Origin of the sequence: Streptomyces sp. HPF1205 (assembly GCF_020400825.1) — a bacterium.
Taxonomy (GTDB): domain Bacteria; phylum Actinomycetota; class Actinomycetes; order Streptomycetales; family Streptomycetaceae; genus Actinacidiphila.
The window spans coordinates 133,218-150,198 of the sequence record NZ_JAINVH010000012.1; the positions used below are offsets into that span (position 1 = coordinate 133,218).

At 71.9% G+C, this 16,981-nt stretch carries 14 protein-coding genes; 7 read left to right on the forward strand and 7 right to left on the reverse strand.

What is annotated here, in order from left to right:
* Positions 1 to 58: 58 nt before the first annotated feature.
* Positions 59 to 1,543, forward strand: a complete 1,485-nt coding sequence (locus K7G61_RS16130) for an MDR family MFS transporter (protein WP_263984454.1) — start codon at positions 59 to 61, stop codon at positions 1,541 to 1,543.
* Between the two features lie 153 nt (positions 1,544 to 1,696).
* Here K7G61_RS16130 and K7G61_RS16135 read toward each other — a convergent pair whose 3' ends face one another.
* Together K7G61_RS16135 and K7G61_RS16140 are read right to left on the reverse strand one after the other, a co-directional pair.
* A complete protein-coding gene (locus K7G61_RS16135; protein WP_225847534.1) occupies positions 1,697 to 2,632 on the reverse strand; it encodes an SDR family NAD(P)-dependent oxidoreductase in 936 nt (311 codons plus the stop codon).
* Positions 2,633 to 2,824: 192 nt separating this feature from the next.
* Positions 2,825 to 3,343, reverse strand: coding sequence for a TetR/AcrR family transcriptional regulator (locus tag K7G61_RS16140; RefSeq protein ID WP_225847603.1), 519 nt, complete (start codon positions 3,341 to 3,343; stop codon positions 2,825 to 2,827).
* A 188-nt stretch (positions 3,344 to 3,531) separates the two neighbouring features.
* Between K7G61_RS16140 and K7G61_RS16145 the strand changes: the two genes are divergently transcribed.
* Complete coding sequence (locus K7G61_RS16145; protein WP_225847535.1) at positions 3,532 to 4,974, forward strand: aldehyde dehydrogenase; 1,443 nt, start codon at positions 3,532 to 3,534, stop codon at positions 4,972 to 4,974.
* A 189-nt stretch (positions 4,975 to 5,163) separates the two neighbouring features.
* On the opposite strand, the gene K7G61_RS16150 is transcribed toward K7G61_RS16145, so the two are convergent.
* From K7G61_RS16150 to K7G61_RS16165, 4 genes are all read right to left on the reverse strand, one after another.
* Positions 5,164 to 5,982, reverse strand: coding sequence for an SDR family NAD(P)-dependent oxidoreductase (locus K7G61_RS16150; RefSeq protein ID WP_225847536.1), 819 nt, complete (start codon positions 5,980 to 5,982; stop codon positions 5,164 to 5,166).
* A gap of 142 nt (positions 5,983 to 6,124) precedes the next feature.
* Positions 6,125 to 6,982: an oxidoreductase gene (locus K7G61_RS16155; RefSeq protein ID WP_225847537.1), complete on the reverse strand. Its 858-nt coding sequence runs from the start codon at positions 6,980 to 6,982 to the stop codon at positions 6,125 to 6,127.
* A 143-nt stretch (positions 6,983 to 7,125) separates the two neighbouring features.
* Entirely contained in the window at positions 7,126 to 8,031 is a 906-nt protein-coding gene (locus K7G61_RS16160; RefSeq protein WP_225847538.1) for an oxidoreductase, read from the reverse strand.
* A 271-nt stretch (positions 8,032 to 8,302) separates the two neighbouring features.
* Positions 8,303 to 9,661, reverse strand: coding sequence for an amidase family protein (locus K7G61_RS16165; RefSeq protein WP_225847539.1), 1,359 nt, complete (start codon positions 9,659 to 9,661; stop codon positions 8,303 to 8,305).
* 261 nt (positions 9,662 to 9,922) lie between these two features.
* On the opposite strand from K7G61_RS16165, the gene K7G61_RS16170 reads away from it, so the two are divergent.
* Positions 9,923 to 10,534 (forward strand): TetR/AcrR family transcriptional regulator, encoded by a 612-nt coding sequence (locus K7G61_RS16170; RefSeq protein WP_225847540.1) that lies wholly within the window; start codon positions 9,923 to 9,925, stop codon positions 10,532 to 10,534.
* A 29-nt stretch (positions 10,535 to 10,563) separates the two neighbouring features.
* Here the strand turns inward: K7G61_RS16170 and K7G61_RS16175 are convergent, their stop codons facing one another.
* Positions 10,564 to 11,364, reverse strand: coding sequence for an SDR family NAD(P)-dependent oxidoreductase (locus K7G61_RS16175; protein WP_225847541.1), 801 nt, complete (start codon positions 11,362 to 11,364; stop codon positions 10,564 to 10,566).
* 432 nt (positions 11,365 to 11,796) lie between these two features.
* On the opposite strand from K7G61_RS16175, the gene K7G61_RS16180 reads away from it, so the two are divergent.
* From K7G61_RS16180 to K7G61_RS16195, 4 genes are all read left to right on the forward strand, one after another.
* Entirely contained in the window at positions 11,797 to 12,177 is a 381-nt protein-coding gene (locus K7G61_RS16180; protein WP_225847542.1) for a hypothetical protein, read from the forward strand.
* A 419-nt stretch (positions 12,178 to 12,596) separates the two neighbouring features.
* Positions 12,597 to 14,408 (forward strand): peptidoglycan-binding protein, encoded by a 1,812-nt coding sequence (locus K7G61_RS16185; protein ID WP_225847543.1) that lies wholly within the window; start codon positions 12,597 to 12,599, stop codon positions 14,406 to 14,408.
* A 40-nt stretch (positions 14,409 to 14,448) separates the two neighbouring features.
* Positions 14,449 to 14,775, forward strand: coding sequence for a hypothetical protein (locus K7G61_RS16190; protein WP_225847544.1), 327 nt, complete (start codon positions 14,449 to 14,451; stop codon positions 14,773 to 14,775).
* Between the two features lie 355 nt (positions 14,776 to 15,130).
* Positions 15,131 to 16,978: a phage tail sheath C-terminal domain-containing protein gene (locus K7G61_RS16195; protein WP_225847545.1), complete on the forward strand. Its 1,848-nt coding sequence runs from the start codon at positions 15,131 to 15,133 to the stop codon at positions 16,976 to 16,978.
* Positions 16,979 to 16,981: the final 3 nt, after the last annotated feature.

Genomic DNA, 16,981 nt, shown 5'->3' on the forward strand with positions numbered 1-16,981 from the left:
GTCCATGTCGAAGGCACAGCAGTCCTCCCATCCCGGAACCGGAGGTGTCCGCGCCGCCATGAGCGCACTGGTCCTGGCGGTCCTCCTGGCGGCCCTCGACCAGACCATCGTGTCGACGGCGCTGCCGCGCATAGCCGAGGACCTGAACGGGTTCGCCGACATCGCGTGGGTCAGCGCCGCGTATCTGCTGGCCTCCACCGCGGTCACACCGCTGTGGGGCAAGCTCGGCGACATGTTCGGCCGCAAGCGCCTGTACCTGGCCTCGACCACCATCTTCCTGATCGCCTCGGTCACCTGCGGCATCGCCCAGAACCTGCCCGAGCTGATCGGTGCCCGTGTGCTGCAGGGCATGGGCGGCGGCGGCATGATCGTGCTGACCTTCGCCCTGGTCGGCGACATCGTCGCCCCCGGCGAACGCGGCCGCTACCAGAGCATGTTCGGCTCGGTCTACGGCGTCGCCAGCATCGTCGGCCCGCTGCTGGGCGGCGTCTTCACCGACCAGCTCTCCTGGCGGTGGGCGTTCCTGGTCAACCTGCCCGTCGGAGCCGTCGCCCTGGTCATCGCCGCCCGGGCACTGCCGGCCGCCACTTCGGGCACCAAGGCACGTATCGACTACGCAGGCGCCGCGGTACTGGCCGCCATCGCCACCGGCCTGGTGCTGGTCACCTCCTTCGGCCAGCGCTGGGGCTGGGCGTCGCCGGCCATCATCGGCCTGATCGCCGCCACCGTCGTGCTGGGCGCCGTGCTGGTGCCCGTCGAGCGCCGCGCCGCCGCCCCGGTCCTGCCGCCCTCCGTGTTCTCCTCCAGGACCGTGGTCTTCTCCTCGCTGATCGGGTTCGTCGCCAACGCGGCGATGTTCGCGGTCCTGGTGTACCTGCCCACCTACCTGCAGATCGTCCACGGCGTCTCGGCCACCCTGTCCGGCATCCACATGCTGCCCCTGGTCGCCGGCCTGGTCGTCAGCCAGTCCCTGGCCGGACGCTGGTCCGCCCACGCCGGCCGGCTGCGTCCGATCCTCCTCGGCGGCCTGCTCGCCAACCTCGCCGGGCTGCTCCTGCTGGGCACCATCGGCGCCGCCACCAACACCCTGGTCCTCGGCGTCTACTTCCTCATCACCGGCATCGGCATCGGCATGGTCCCCACGGTCGTGCTGACCACCGCGCAGAACAGCGTCCCCGCCGCCGACCTCGGCGCCGCGAGCGCCGCGGTGACCTTCGCGCGCTCGATCGGCGCGGCCTTCGGTGTCGCCGTCTTCGGCACCCTGCTGAACACCGGCTTCGCCGACCGCACCCACGGGCTGCCGACCGCCGGAGGGTTCGACCCCGCCCGCCCCGACACCGTCGCCCTTCTCCCGGCCGGCCTGCGCGACGTCGCGCTGGGCGCCTTCGCCCACGCCACCGCCACCGGCTACCTGTGGATCTCGCCCGCCCTCGTCGTCGGCACCCTGCTGGCCCTCTTCCTCAAGCCCGCCCGCAGGACCGGGCAGGGGGCGACCCGCGCCGCCGGCCCCGCCGGCACCAAGGAGACGGTCTCGGCCGCCTGAGACCGGCAGGCCGGGAACCCGGCCCCGTGGCACCTGACCCGCCGCCCCCGTAGCACGCAGACGGCCGGCGCCCTCACCGGGCGCCGGCCGCGGCCGTGTTCGCGGTGTGCGGCTCCCCGCGGCCCGTCCCCCGCCGGGCGCAGGGGCACCGGGTCAGCGCACCGCGGGGAGGGCGTGGTCCCACAGCCGGTCCGCGGCGGCAGGATCGACCGACCACCTCGCCACACCCGCCATCACGTCGGGGCCGCCCTCGACGACCTCCGATTCCTGGTTGTCCTCGAAGTACCGTCCGGTCACGCCGTCGAGCAGCGGCGAAGCGGCGAGCAGCACCGTGGTCGCCGCCCCCTGGGCCGGGGTCTTGTAGTAGTCGGGGGTGACGAGGTTGCCGTCCGCGTCCATGGCACCGAGGGCCTGCATGGTCGCCCGGTCGAGATGGCGCGCCAGATTGGTGTGGATCCACCCCGGCGCGCAGGCGTTGGCGGCGATGCCGTGTTCGGCCCACCGACGGCTGATCCCCACGGCGAGCAGTACGCCGGCGGTCTTGGACTGTGCGTAGGCGACGAACGGGTCGTAGGGGCGCCGCTCGAACTGCGGGTCGTCGAAGTCGAACCCCGCCCGCAGCTGGGCGCCGGAGCTGACCACGACCACGCGCGGCGCCGCGGCCGCCTGCAGCGCGGTGCGCAGACCGACGGCCAGGGCGAAATGGCCCAGGTAGTTGGTGGCGAGCTGCATCTCCCAGCCCTGGGCGTTGACCTGCCGGGTCGGGAGCATCATCACTCCGGCGTTGGCGACGAGGCCGTCGACGGGCCCGCTCCAGGCGTCGCAGAAGGCGCGGACGGACGTCAGGTCGGACAGGTCGAGCTCGACGGCCCGCGTTCCCGGGAACTCCTTGACCAGTGGCTCGGCGGCGGCGGGATTACGTGTGGCGATCGTCACCTGCGCTCCCGCACCGGCGAGCGCGCGAACCGTCTCCACGCCGAGACCGGAGGATCCTCCGGTGACGATCATCCGGCGCCCACTCAGGTCGACCCCGTCGAGTACCTCAGTGGCGGTGGCGCGCATGCCGAACGGAGTCGTCGTCAGTGTCATACGTGTGGCCTGCCTTCGATGTGCAGTGGTCTGTTCGGATCGCTGGTCCCCGCTCCGCTTCCGCGGGGAACGCGAAGAGAAACATACAACGTGTTCTCACGTGTCGATCGTGCGGAGGTGCGGGCCCGGCGGCCGGTGGACCAGGACGGCGGCAGCGCAGCACCCGTTCATGGCCGGCGCGTGCGGCCCGCGTCACCCGCCGTCCCGGTCGGCTTCCCCTCCGCCGGACGCGCCGACGCCACGCAGAAAGGTGTCGACCACCAGGTCGGCCGCCTGCCCGGGGCTGAGGTGTGCCCGCGTGTGTGCCGCCAGGCTCATCAGTTCCGGCAGCAGCGGCCCGGCCCATTCCCGCGGCAGTTCGCGGCGCAGCAGGCCCTCGTCGGTGGCGCGCTGAAGGAACGTCTCGACCTCGGCGACGGCGGCGTCGCGGCGGGCGTGGACGGCGTCGTCGGCCAGCATGCGGGCGAGGTCGACGGGCCAGGCGCGATTGACGGCGATGATGTTCTCGACGTAGCGGTGCAGGGCGACGGCGACGGGCGCGTCGCGCAGCCGGGCGTCCTCGATGGCCCGCTCGATGGCCGTGAGGCGGGACGTGTGGATGGCGGCCAGCAGTTCCTCGCGGGAGGCGAAACGCCGGTAGACCGTGCGCCGGTCCACGCCCGCCTCGGCGGCGATGCTCGCGACGCTCGCGCCGGGGTCGGCGGCGAGCATGCGCGCCCCCGTGCTCAGAACGGCTTCCAGATTGCGTGCGGCGTCGGCTCTCATGGCTCAAGCGTAGCTTCGATGTGGACAATGAGATATGAATCTCGCCCTCGGATGTGCATATATCGAATATAAGCGCTACGCTGAAGTGACAGTTAAGCCAAGTTGGGTCAGCTTCGGTTCGAAGGAGAAGGCACATGATCACCTACGACAAGCTCTTCGTCGCGGGCTCCTGGGCGGCGCCGAGCAGCCCGGACCTGCTGGAGATCCGCTCCCCGCACGACCGGTCGCTGATCGGTCTGGCCGCGCAGGCACAGCCCGCCGACGTGGACCGTGCCGTGGCCGCGGCGCGGGCGGCGTTCGAGGAAGGTGTGTGGCGTCGCACACCGCCGGCGGAGCGCATCGCGGTCCTGCGGCGGTTCAACGCCCTGCGCGAGCAGAACGCGGAGCGGATCGCCGACCTGATCACGGCGGAGAACGGTTCTGCGGGCTGGTTCACCCGGGCCGGCCAGCCCGGTCTGACCCGGCAGGCGAACGCCTACCTGAAGGCGGCCGAGGAGTTCGGCTGGGAGGAGACCCTGGCGCCCTCCGATCCGGCGTCCCCGTTCCGCAGCGTGGTGCGCCGTGAGGCGGTCGGTGTGGTGGCCGCGGTGATCCCCTGGAACTCGCCGTTCTCCTCGGCCACTTCGAAGATCATCCCCGCCCTGCTGGCCGGCAACTGCGTCGTCCTGAAGGTGTCCCCGGAGAACTCGCTGAGCATGGGCCTGCTGGCCGAACTGCTGGAGCGGACCGGCCTGCCCGAGGGCGTCGTCAGCGTCCTGCCCGCCGACCGGGAGACCAGCGAGTACCTCGTCTCGCACCCGGAGGTCGACAAGATCGCCTTCACCGGCTCCACGCGGGCCGGCCGCCGTATCGCCTCGATCGCCGGCGAGCAGCTCAAGCGGGTGAGCCTGGAACTGGGCGGCAAGTCCGCCGCCGTGATCCTGCCCGACGCCGACATCGACAAGGCGGTCGCGGGCCTGAAATTCGGCTCGCTGCTCAACAACGGCGAGTCCTGCATCGCGCAGACCCGGATCCTGGCCCCCCGGGACCGCTACGAAGAGGTCGTCGCCGCGCTGAAGGATCTCGTGGAGTCGCTGAAGGTGGGCGACCCCACCCGGCCTGACACCTTCATCGGCCCGATGATCCGCCCCGACCAGCAGCAGCGGGTCCGCGATTACATCGAGCTGGGCATCAAGGAAGGCGCCCGCCTCGTCACCGGCGGCCCGCAGGTCCCCGAGGGGCTGGAGCAGGGCAACTACGTCACCCCGACCCTCTTCGCCGACGTCGACACCACCATGCGCATCGCCCAGGAGGAGATCTTCGGCCCGGTCCTGGTGGTCATCGCCTACGACGACGAGGACGACGCCGTGCGCATCGCCAACGACTCCGAGTACGGCCTGTCCGGCGGCGTCTGGTCCCGCGACGAGGCCCACGCCCTGGACGTCGCCCGCCGCATCCGCACCGGCACCGTCACGGTCAACGGCGCCCCCATCGGCTTCGACGGACCCTTCGGCGGCTTCAAGGCCAGCGGCATCGGCCGCGAGTACGGCGCGGTCGGCCTCGGCACCTACACCGAGTACAAGACCATCACCGTCTGATCCGAAGACAAGCCCGAACGGAACCGCCGACGGCGGCAGGTGGACCGGACCACCTGCCGCCGTAACGGCTTCTCCGGCCGCCGGACCCGTACGACGGCCGCCCGAGCGCCCGGCCGTCTACGGGTCCGGCGGGCCGCGCCCGGCCCCCCGTACGCCCTCGCCGTCACCGTGCGGCGGCCCCGGCCCGGCTCACGCGGATTCGCTGACGTGCCGCCATCGCGCGTCCTCGGCGGCGAGCCGGTCGGCCATGCGCCGGGCGACGGCGACGGCGTCCTTGCCCAGCAGCAGGCGCAGGGGCGGGTCGTCGGTCTCGGTGATGTCCAGCAGGATGCGCGAGATGCGGTACGGATCGCCGGGCTCCGTGCCGTGTGCGCCGCGGATCCGTTCGACGGCGGCGCCGACGACGCCCCGGTACGGCGCGCCGACCGGCGGGGTGGCCATCGAGGAGCCCGCCCAGTCGGTGCGCATGCCGCCCGGTTCGGCGACGGTGACCTTGATGCCGAGGGGGGCCACCTCCTGGGCCAGGACCTCGGAGAAACCTCCCACCGCCCACTTGGCCGCCTGGTAGGCCGCCAGGCCCGGCACGCCCACGCGTCCGCCGACGGACGAGATCTGGATGATGTGCCCGCCGCCCTGTTCCCGCAGAACGGGCAGGGCGGCCCGGGTGACGTTGACGACGCCGAAGAGATTGGTGTCGACCTGGTCGCGGAAGGACTGCTCGGACATGTCCTCGACGGCGGCCATGTCGGCGTAGCCGGCGTTGTTGACGACCACGTCCAGACGGCCGAAGGCGTCCACCGCGGCCCGCACGGCGCTGCGGGCCGCGGCGGCGTCGGTCACGTCCAGGGCGACCGGCCGGACCCGGCCGCCGTACGCGCCGACGAGGGCGTTCAGCGACTCGGTACTGCGGGCGGTGGCGACCACGTTGTGGCCGGCCGCCAGGACGGACTCGGCGAGGATACGGCCCAGTCCGCGGGAAGTTCCCGTGATCAGCCATGTTCTGCTCATGACGGTGCCTCGGATTCCGTGCTCGGATTGTGTGTGCGGGTTCGGGGGATACGGAGCGCGCGTACGGGGCGGGTGGCCCCGGGCCGGTAACGGGCGTACGGGGACCACCGGCCCCGGGCGCGGGGCGTGCGGCCGGCGGGGCTCAGAGCACCGCGTTGTCGGCGGCGCCGGGAAAGTCCGTGCTGTGTGCCAGCTCCCTGCCCGCCTCGAACTCGGCCCGCAGCAGGTCGAGTTTGACGCCGATGCGCCGCTGGGCGTCACTGCCCAGGACGACCCAGTGCCGCGGCTCGGGCGCGTTGACGGCCTCGTAGACCGCCTCCGCGGCCCGCTCCGGGTCGCCGGGGAACATCTCGGGGGTGAGGCTGCCCATCATGGCGCGGAACGCTCCGGACGTGGCGGCGTAGTCCTCGATGGCCGCTCCGGAGGCCCTGGTCCGGTTCTCGATGCCGGTGCGGAAGGAGCCGGGCTGGATGATCATCGCGCGCAGGCCGAGGGGTTCGATCTCCTGCCACAGCGCCTCGGTGAAGCCCTCCAGCGCGAACTTGCTCGCCGAGTAGTAACCGTTCGCGGGCAGGCTCGCCAGGCCGTCCATGGAGGAGACGTTGACGATGACGCCGCTGCGCCTGGCGCGCATGCCGGGCAGCACCGTACGGGTGAGGGCGACCGCGCCGAAGAAATTGACCTCGAACAGCCGGCGGTAGTCGCACTCCTCCTGCTCCTCCAGGGCGCCGACGAAGTCGATCGCGGCGTTGTTGACCAGGACGTCGATGCCGCCGAAGCGCTCCTCGGCGGCCCGTACGGCGGCCGCGTGGTCGGCGGGCCGGGTCACGTCGAGTTCGAGCGCGAGCGCGGTGCGCGGGTGGCGCGCGGCCAGTTCGGTGGTGGCCTGCGTCGAGCTGGCGGTCGCCACCACTTGGTCGCCGCGCGCCAGCACGTGTTCGGCCAGGGCCTTGCCCAGGCCGCTGGACGCGCCGGTGATCAGCCAGGTCTTGCGGGACATGTGGGTATCTCCTTCGGATCGGAAGAGTGGGGTGGTGCGGTGGAAGGGGGGAGTGGCGGGAGAGGGACGACGGGTGCGGTGCGCCTGCCCCGGGGAGTCCTCGGCTTCGCGGTGAGTCCGTACCTCTGCGGGGAAGTGCGCGACTACGCGGGCAGCCCGTGCCCCGAGGTCCGGAGCCGCGCCAGGGGGTACGGAGCCGCGCCAAGAAGTCCGGAGCATGCCGGGAAGTCCGCGGCGCTGCTGGCCTCGGCCCACTTCCTGGTCTCGGCGGAGCGGGCCTCGCCCGCTTCCAGGGCCATGGCCACGGCCTGGGCGCCGAGCAGGAGCCGGCGCGGCGGGTCGTCGTGGCGGGCGACATCGATCAGGACCCGGGAGGCACGGACGGGGTCCCCGGGCTGCGTGCCGTCGTTCCGCGCCCGGTAGGTGTTCATGGCGCCGACGGTCTGCTCGTAGTCGGGGCCCACGGCGTGCAGTTCCATCGAGGAGCCCTGCCAGTCCGTGCGGAAGGCGCCCGGCTCGACGATGACGACCCGGATCCCGAACGGGGCGACCTCGCCCGCCAGGACCTCGGAGAACCCCTCCACGGCGAACTTCGCGCTCTGGTAGGCACCCATGCCCGGCGTGCCGCCCACCCGGCCGCCGAGCGAGGAGAACTGCAGGAACGTTCCCGAGCGCTGCTCGCGCAGCACCGGCAGGGCGGCCCGGGTGACGTTGACGACCCCGAAGAAGTTCGTCTCGAACTGGGCGCGGAAGTCGTCCTCCGCCATCTCCTCGATGGGCGCGCTGTTGGCGTAGCCGGCGTTGTTGACGACCACGTCCAGACCGCCGAAGGCGTCCACCGCGGCCCGTACCGCATTGCGGGCCGCGGCGGCGTCCGTCACGTCCAGGGCCACCGCGCGCACCCGCTCGCCGTAGCGCGAGACGAGGTCGTCGAGCTGCTCCGGGCGGCGCGCGGTCGCCACCAGCCGGTCACCGCTGTCCAGAACCGCTTCCGCCAGGGCGCGCCCGAAACCCCGGGACGCGCCGGTGATCAACCATGTGCTGGTCATGTGTGTCCTTCGTGTGGAGCGGGGAATGAGCTGAGGTCTCCCACCCTGTCGTCACGCAGGACCGGCGTCGTCCGTCGATTGACTGCCGCTCACACCCGCGCCGGCCGGCACGCGCGCCCATGTACGTAAGTCACCGCAGGACTCCCGGGCGGGCGGTTCACCTTCCGACGGCAACGGCCCCAGGCGCGTTCGAAGGGGCCGGTGGACGCGATCCGGCCCCGCCCATGCTGCACGGGCCGCGCGCGCCCCCACCGCGCCGCCCGGCCGCGTACTACCGCGTGTGCCCCCGCCGCAGGACGGCGTCGACGCGCCCCGCCACCGACAGCAGCGCCCTGTCGGACCCGCGGCGCCCGGTCAGCTGCAGGCCGACCGGGGGCGACGGCGCGGTGACCGGGAGGGGCACGGCCACCGACGGCATGCCCGCGGTGGCCGCGGGGGAGGTGTTGCGGATCAGCGTGAAGAAGGTGGGCACCTCACGGCCGTTCAGCGGCAGCGTCTGCTCGTGCCGGTGCAGCGGCCGCGCGACCACGGGCACCGCGGGGCCGAGGACGGCGTCCAGGCCGTTCCCGTCGAGGAGATCGTCGAAGGCGGCCTGCATCGCGCGGCGCTCCGCGAGCGCCGCGCGCAGGGCGTCCGGCCCCGTGTACGCCGAACCGGTGGGCAGCGCGCCTTCCCTGAGCATGCCCGCGATGCCGGGGTCGGCGGCCGCGTCGAGCACGTCGGACAGGGTGAGACCCGCCCTGTGTTCGTCGAGGTAGCGGGTGAAAGCGGCGGCGAACTCGCCGAACACGAGCGGGACTCCCACGCGGGCGTCGTACTCGACCAGATGGGCGGTGTCCACGGGGACCCACTCGGCGCCGTCCGCGGCGAGCCGCTCGACGGCCTCCTGCCAGGCGGCCGCGACCGGGTCGTCCAGATCCTCGGCGAACACATGTCTCGGCATGCCCAGTCGCAGAGGGCGTCCGGGATCCCGCGCGCTCCCGGTCTCCCCGGTGATCAGGGAGTCGAGCGCCGCGATCCGCTCCAGGGCGCGCGCCAGAAGACCCGGTGTGTCCCTGGTGACCGACAGAGGCGTGATCCCGGCCGACGGGTACCGTCCGGCAGTGGGCCGCAGGCCGTAGATCCCGCCCAGCGCGGCCGGGATCGTCACCGAGCCGCCCGTGTCGGTGCCCAGGCCGGCGTCCACCACCCCGGCGGCCACGGCGGCCGCCGTACCACCGCTGCTGCCGCCGGCGAACAGCCCGGGATCGGCGGCGTTGCCGACCGCGCCGAAGGTGTGGTTGTACGAGGTGGCGCCCAGGGCCAGCTCGTGCATGTTCGTCTTGCCCAGCACGATCGCCCCGGCCGCCCGGAGGGTCCGGACGACGGGCGCGTCCCGGTCCGGGACGAAGCCTTTGAGTGCCGGGGTGCCCGCGCTGTTGGGCAGTCCCGCGACATGGATGTTGTCCTTGACGACCAGGCACCAGCGGTCGCGGCTGCCCCGGGCGTCGTGGCGGGCCGCCTCGTCCAGCGCCCGCCCGCCGTCGAGGGTGATGAACGCGTTGAGGCCCGCCACCGCGGCGGCGCGGTCGAGGGCCGCCGACACCGCCTCCTGGGCGGGGCGCGGACCGTCTCCTCTCGGCTCCACCATGCGGTGCGGTCTCCTTCTCACTTGCGCCGGCATACGGCGGCCCGCGCACACGTGTCGGCACGTGCTGCCGACCGTCCGGGCCGTGCGGCGGACGGGCGGGAACCTGCCGGGGCCGAATCGTCCTGTCATGTTTGCACGCCGGCCGGTCCGGCTCAATCACCCCCCCGGCGGGCACAACCCCGCCGGATATCCGCCGCAGCCTTCGGGGGTCTCGTCTACGGCTGTAGACTCGCCTGTCGCGGCTCGCTAGACTTTCCCGGCATGCGCAGTGAATCGCCCCGGTCGCCGTCCGATCCCCCCGTGGTCAAGCGGCCGCGCAACGCGGAGGCGACCCGTGAGGCGATCCTCAGGTCGGCCGTGGAGGCTTTCACGCGTGTCGGCTACGACGCCGCGGGCGTGCGCGACATCGCCCGCGACGCGGGCGTGACCGCGATGCTGGTCAACCGCTACTTCGGATCCAAGGAACGGCTCTTCGCCGAGTGCGTGGACGTCGCTTTCGCCCCGCGAACCGTCGTCACGGACGATCCGGCGACGCTGAGCCGGGACATCGCCAGGTCGCTGGTGGAGCGCACCGGCCCGGAAGCCGACCATCTCAGCCCGTTCCTGCTGATGCTGCGGTCGGCGCCCAACCCGCGCACCGCCGAGATCGCCCGTGACGGCATCGAGCGGCATGTGCAGCGGGAACTGGCGCAGATGCTCACGGGCGACCAGGCGGGGGAGCGCTCGGCGCTGGCCCTGTCGGTGATCGCCGGCGTATGGCTGATGCGGAAGGTCCTCGGCACCACCGCACTGGTCGAGGCCGACGCGGACGACCTCGCCCGCCGCCTGGAGGAGGTCCTGCGTGTGGTGCTGGAGGATCCCGACCGGCCGTGACCGGTCGCCGCGCGGACTCAGGTGCGGGCTCAGAAGGCGGAGCGGATGAGTCCGCCGTCCACGCGGATGGTGGCTCCGCTGACGTACTGTGCGTAGTCGCTGCACAGGTAGGCGACCGCGGCCGCGATTTCGTCGGGCTCGCCGAAACGCTCCTGGTCGTTGGGGATCAGGGAGTTCACGGCATTGGGCCGGATCTCTTCCCAGGTGTTTCCCCAGCCGCGGGCGGGTCCGATGTTCGTGACGAGTTCCTTGGTCGCCTCGACGAGAATCGCCCCGGGCGAGACCACGTTCGAGGTGACCCCGGTGCCCTTGAGGTCGCGGGCCAGTGACACGGCGAGGTTGTGCCGGGCGGCGAGTGTCGCGTTGTACTGCGGGTGGGTGTTCATGGGCTGGGAGGCGAGGCCGCCGCCGATGGTGACGACCCGGCCCCAGCCGCGTTCACGCATCGCGGGGACGAGGCGCTGGATCATGCGCACGCCGGAGACGACGTTGACGTTGTAGGTGTCCAGCCATTCGTCGGGTCCGGCCTGCGCCCAGGACAGGTGCCGGTAGAAGCCGGCGTTGTTGACGAGGATGTCGACGGGCCCGTCCGCGGTCGCCGCCCGGGCGACGTTCGCGGCCCCTTCGTCGGTGGACAGGTCGCCCAGCACCGTGGTGGCGGTTCCGCCGGCCGTGCGGATGTCGTCGGCCACTTTCTCGGCGCGGTCCTTGTCGCGGCCGTGTACCACGACCGCGGCCCCCTCGGCCGCCAGCAGTTTCACGGTGGCCTCGCCGAGCCCGGCACTGGAACCCGTGACGAGTGCACGCCTGCCCTTCAGCTTCAGGTCCATGTTCCGCTTCCTTTCTCAGGCTCCCCGCGTCGGTACGACCCGGGGAAGTGTGTCCGTCCCGTTAAGTATACACCGGTAGACTTATCGCGGTCCGGGCCGGAACGAAGCAGTCCGCGGACCGATCCGGCGGCCGGCGTCGCGGACGTGAGGAGTCCGGCGACGCGAGGGCGAGGAATGCTCACGGCACGGACGAGGAGGTGGCCGCCGGTGGCGGCGCACGGGCCTGGTGGGCTCGTGCGCGGCGGCCCCGTTCCCGCGGGTGTACGGCCGGCCCGGCGGGGCTGGCCGACAGCCGTCACCGTCACGGAGTTCCTCGCCGCCGCCACCGGCTGACGGGGCGATGACGGCTTGCCGTACCGTGCCGCGGGGGCCGGGGCATGCGGGACGAAGGGGCGGGCACACGCTTTCTGACGGAACGATAAGGAGGCCCGCATGACTGAGCCGGCACCCCGCTTCACGCCGGAGGCGGCGTCGGAGCGTGACAGGGCGGGTGCGGCGGCGGGCGGACGCGCGGGTGTGCCGCCTTATCGCGCCCAGGCCGTGTGGTCGGACGGGCAGTGGCATCTGGCCGTGGAGAGCTTGAACGACCACCCGGACCGGGGCGAGGTGGACTCGGTCGTCGTCACCTTGGCGGCGGGGCGACCGGACGGCGGCCGGCCTCCGGCCGAGGTCGACGACAAGCTGCGTGAGTGCGGATTCGACCGGCAGGGGGAGTGGGCGCGGCACGGCGACGGCTGGTCCGCCCAGTGCGTCCAGTCGGACTCCCGGGCGGCCCCGGCCCCAATCACGCAGCGACGGCGCGGTGCCTCTTGAGGCGGTCGATCCCGCACTCGACCGCGTGGCGCAGCCGGTGATCGACCGGGTCGAAAGGTGGCGGCCGGCCGGATCGCGGCGGCCGCCCTGCTCGGACCGTGGTCGATCCGGTTCCCATGCCTTGGCACGTACCTGGACGGCGCCCGCACGCCGACACGCATCCATGAGGTGGTCACCGCCGACGTCCGCCGTGCGGCCGGGCTCATCGACACCGGCCTGACCTCGTTCGAAGAGGCGCTTCGACCAACTGAGGTGCTCAGCCGCGGACCGCGTGAACGGGGGAGCGCGCGATCCGCCGTACGGCGGCCTGGTGAGTGCCCGGGGCCGGGGCGCCCGCTGGGGCAACGATGCGGAGGCATGCGTCCCATATGTGGGGAAGGCGCAAATGATGGGGCAGGAACGACGGATGAGACCGCAGCATGGGTATCTCCGCCCACAACGGGGTGAAGGGGGAGGAGAAGGGGCCGGTGAACGCTGTCGGTTACGACGTGTCCGACTACCAGTCGGGTATTCCGGGGGACGCGCAGTTCGTCTTCATCAAGGCGACCGAAGGGGGGCACACCGAGCAGTCGGGGTATCGGGCCAAGCTTGCGGAGGCCAGGCGGCGGAAGCTGGTGGTGGGGCACTATCACTTCCTGCACGCGGAGAATCCGGTCGAAGGGGAGATCGAGCACTTCTGCCGGGTCGTGGGGCGGGTTCCGGCCGGCGAGCTGCTGGCGCTGGACTTCGAGCCCTACGGCCAGCACGTGAGCGATGCGCACGCCACCGCGGTGAAGAACCGGTGGCTGACCGCGGTGGCCCAGCGCTACCGCGGCTGCCGGGTGGGTCTGTACACCGACAGGGACTACTGGCTGCGGACCGACGACAGCGCCGGCGACTTCCTGTGGATCGCGGACTACGTCCGGGCCGGAGCGCCGCGGATCAGAGCCGCATGGCGTTTCCACCAGTACACCAGCCGCCCGCTGGACAAGGACGTGTACCACGGTTCACTGGAGGAGCTGCGCGCCTGGGCCGGTCACACCGGCACTCCGGCACCACGGCCCACTCCGCAGCCGCCCGTCCCGAAGCCCGCTCCGAAGCCCGCGCCCGCTCCCGTCCCGAAGCCGGCACCCGGGCCCGCGCCCTGGCCGGGACTTCGCCTGGTCACCCGCGAGCAGTGGGGCGCCCGCGCGTGGCGTGAGCCGAACGGCTCGATCCCCTACCACGGTCCGCGGGCCGGGGTGAAGATCCACTATCTCGGCACCAGGTACTCCTTCGGGGACCACGGCACCTGCGCGGCGTACGTGCGGAAGATCCAGGATTCCCACATGGGCCACGACGGCTGGTCCGACATCGGCTACAGCTTCGTGGTGTGCGAGCACGGGTACGTCTTCGAGGGACGCGGCCTGAGCGGGCGCAACAGCGCCAACGGTGACGTCCCGCTGAACGAGGCCCACTACGCGGTCTGCGCGCTGCTGGGGTCCGAGGGTTCCACGCACCCCACGTCCGACCAGCTCAACGGCCTGCGTGACGCGGTCGAGTACTGCCGTGCCGAGGGCCCGGCCGGAGCGGAGATCAAGGGGCACAGGGACGGCTACGCCACCGACTGCCCCGGCCCGGTGCTCTACGCCTGGGTGCGCGCGGGCGCTCCGCGTCCGGCGGGCCCGCAGAACCCCCGCACCGGTCCCGTACCCTCCCCGGCCCCCACGGGCGGCGGCCACAGCACGATCGGCGGTCTCCGCTACGGGGACGGCGCGCACGGCCCACACGTCACAGCGGTCGGCCAGGCACTGGTGGCCGCCGGGTTCGGGAAGCACTACGCCAAGGGGCCAGGACCGGACTGGGGCCAGGCCGACACTCTCAACTACGCCGATTTCCAGCGCAGCCTGGGGTACAAGGGCACCGACGCCGACGGCGTCCCCGGAGAGACGTCCCTGCGCCGGCTCTTCGGCGGCGCGATCCCGCTGGCGGCCGTCGCCCATGCGGACCTGGTCGCCGCCGCCCGCCACGACCCCGGCGGGCAGGGGAAGCCGAAGAGCCATCCCGACCCCGTGTTCACGGTGGAGCTCGCCCTGGTCGCCGAGGGCCTGCTGGAGCGGCAGCGGGCCGACGGCTCGTTCGGCACGAAGACCATCACGGCCTACGCCGCACTGCAGCGGCGCTACGGCTACACCGGGCAGATGGCCGACGGCATCCCGGGGAACGAGTCGCTGACCCGGCTCGGTCGCGCCCACGGGTTCACCGTCACCTGACGGCCCGTCACCGTTCGGAGACACACCCCCGGGGGGACCCTTGTACACGATCGCACTGTCGTTGTGGCGCACCTGCGTGCCCTACCTGGTGGCCTTCGCAGGAGTGCAGGCTGCACGGCTCGGACTGCACCTGGACAACGCGACGGCCACCTCGGCGCTCACCACCGGCTTCGGCACCGTCTACTACATGGTGTTCCGCTTTCTCGAACACCGCTTCGGCGCGCGGTGGGGGTGGGCGCTCGGCGCCGCCCGGCCGCCTTCGTACCCTTCCGCCCTCCCGCGGTCGGGGACGGAACCGGGGCCCGGGGCGGGCGATCAGCCGACGGAGCCCGCGGTGGATTATTCGTCACTTCCGGAAGGCGGTTGAAGGGTCGGCAAACTGATAGGTGGATCATCATTCCATATTCTCCACGAATTCCCCACGGCGTGCGTATCGGCGTCGGCGGACATGGTGAAACCAGGCCGGAGGGATAGCGGCTGCCATGAATGACCGCTCCACCTGACCGGCTTCCGGAATTGGTGCCTTCCGGCCTCTTGACGCCCAATCAAAATGGTGGTGAAACTTGGACGCAGCCACCGGACCGGCTCATGTGCCGTGTGCCCAGGGGGGGATGTGGAATCGCTGTGCCGGGGGCACGCGATGGCGATTCCGGTAGCCGTCCGTACGGCATTCCCCATGACTGCCGGCGCCCCTCGGCGCTGCAGAGGGATAGGAGGGGGAATTGCCGACGACACCCACGTACCCCGGCGTATACATCGAAGAACTTCCCAGCAGTGTCCGCACGATCACCGGGGTGACCACCTCGGTCACCGCCTTCGTCGGACAGACGCGCCGGGGGCCTGTGAACAGCCCTGTCACCATCACCGGTTACGCCGACTACGAACGGCGGTTCGGCGGGCTCGACCCGCTCAGTGCGGTCAGCTACGCCGTCCAGCAGTTCTTCGTCAACGGCGGCTCGGTCGCCGTCGTGGTACGGGCGGTCGCCGCCGGCACCGGACAGTCCGCGGCCGTCACCTTGAACTCCACCCAGAGCAGCACCGCGACAGCCGCGCTGCGGATCACCGCCCAGGAGCCCGGAGCGTGGGGCGGCGGACTGCGGGTGGTGGTCGACTACAACACCACCACCCCCGACCAGACCTTCAACCTGCAGATCTTCGACACCTCCGGCAGTGCCCGCGAGGTCTTCACCGGGCTGTCCGCCACAGCCGGACAGCCGTCGTTCGCCGAAGCCGTGGTCAACGACGGCTCGGCGCTGATCACCGTCAAGGTCCTCGCCGAGGAGTGTCCCGACCCGGTCGGCACGGTGTCCAAGCCGTTCGCCACCCCGCTGCCCGACCTCACCAAGGACGTCCAGGTCAAGATCGGCCAGGACGAGCGGACCCTCAAGATCTACGAGGCGGACCGCGACGGGACCGCCCCGGCCACCGTCACGGACGTCGCCCTGCTGCTCGAACGAAAGCTGCGCGCCCTGCCCGACGCTCCCGGCAGACGTGTCTTCGCCGGCACCCGAGTGACCGCGTTCGGCAACCGCCTGCAGGTCGTGGCCGGCTCCACCGACCCGGCCGACACCGTCCGCTTCCTCGGCGAGGCCGCCAACAACCTCGGCCTGGAGGCCTCGGTCAACCCGTCGGTGTTCGCACTCGCCGGTGGCGAGGACGGCGGCGCCCCCGGTCCGGCCGACCTGATCGGCAGTGAGGCGGCCAAGACCGGCCTCCAGGCGCTGCGGGACGTTCAGGACGTCAACCTGCTGGTCCTGCCGGAGATCTCCGCGTACCGGAACGTCGACGACCAGCTCACCGTCCTGTCCGCGGCCGAGGTGCTCGCCGAGGACAAGCGGCTCTTCGTCATCGCCGACGCCCCTGCGACATGGACCGGCCTCGACGCCGCACGCGCAGGCCTGCCCGCTTTCGACTCCGTCCGCAGCAGCCACGCCGCCCTGTACTTCCCCGCCATCGAGCTGGTCGACCCGCTCACCGGGCGGCTGCGCAGCTTCCCGCCCTCCGGTGCCGTGGCCGGCATCTACGCCCGCACCGACAGCGAGCGCGGTGTGTGGAAGGCGCCGGCCGGAACCGAATCCGTCCTGGGCGGAGTGCGCGACCTCACCGTGTCGCTGACCGACCGTGAGAACGGACTGCTCAACCCGCTGGGCCTCAACTGCTTCCGCACCTTCCCGGTCGTCGGCAACGTGGTGTGGGGGGCGCGCACGCTCGAAGGCGCCGACGCGCTGTCCTCGCAGTGGAAGTACGTCCCGGTGCGCCGGCTCGCGATGATGATCGAGGAGAGCCTGTACCGCGGTCTGAAATGGGTGGTGTTCGAGCCCAATGACGAACGCCTGTGGTCGCAGATCCGGCTCAACGTCGGGGCGTTCCTGCACATCCTTTTCCAGCAGGGCGCATTCCAGGGGACCACGGCCCGCGAGTCGTATTTCGTTAAATGTGACATGTCGACGACGACGCAGGCCGACATCGACCGCGGCGTGGTGAATGTCCTCGTCGGATTCGCGCCGGTCAAGCCCGCGGAATTCGTGATCGTCAAGATCGAACAGCTGGCCGGACAGTTCGAGGTATAGGAA

Excerpts from the sequence above, each read along its gene's own strand:
- K7G61_RS16165 (WP_225847539.1), bottom strand. The coding sequence starts at position 9,661 with ATGGTGGAGCCGAGAGGAGACGGTCCGCGCCCCGCCCAGGAGGCGGTG.
- K7G61_RS16160 (WP_225847538.1), bottom strand. The coding sequence starts at position 8,031 with ATGACCAGCACATGGTTGATCACCGGCGCGTCCCGGGGTTTCGGGCGC.
- K7G61_RS16135 (WP_225847534.1), bottom strand. The coding sequence starts at position 2,632 with ATGACACTGACGACGACTCCGTTCGGCATGCGCGCCACCGCCACTGAG.
- K7G61_RS16170 (WP_225847540.1), top strand. The coding sequence starts at position 9,923 with ATGCGCAGTGAATCGCCCCGGTCGCCGTCCGATCCCCCCGTGGTCAAG.
- K7G61_RS16180 (WP_225847542.1), top strand. The coding sequence starts at position 11,797 with ATGACTGAGCCGGCACCCCGCTTCACGCCGGAGGCGGCGTCGGAGCGT.
- K7G61_RS16155 (WP_225847537.1), bottom strand. The coding sequence starts at position 6,982 with ATGTCCCGCAAGACCTGGCTGATCACCGGCGCGTCCAGCGGCCTGGGC.
- K7G61_RS16140 (WP_225847603.1), bottom strand. The coding sequence starts at position 3,343 with ATGCTCGCCGCCGACCCCGGCGCGAGCGTCGCGAGCATCGCCGCCGAG.
- K7G61_RS16185 (WP_225847543.1), top strand. The coding sequence starts at position 12,597 with ATGGGTATCTCCGCCCACAACGGGGTGAAGGGGGAGGAGAAGGGGCCG.
- K7G61_RS16150 (WP_225847536.1), bottom strand. The coding sequence starts at position 5,982 with ATGAGCAGAACATGGCTGATCACGGGAACTTCCCGCGGACTGGGCCGT.
- K7G61_RS16130 (WP_263984454.1), top strand. The coding sequence starts at position 59 with ATGAGCGCACTGGTCCTGGCGGTCCTCCTGGCGGCCCTCGACCAGACC.
- K7G61_RS16175 (WP_225847541.1), bottom strand. The coding sequence starts at position 11,364 with ATGGACCTGAAGCTGAAGGGCAGGCGTGCACTCGTCACGGGTTCCAGT.
- K7G61_RS16145 (WP_225847535.1), top strand. The coding sequence starts at position 3,532 with ATGATCACCTACGACAAGCTCTTCGTCGCGGGCTCCTGGGCGGCGCCG.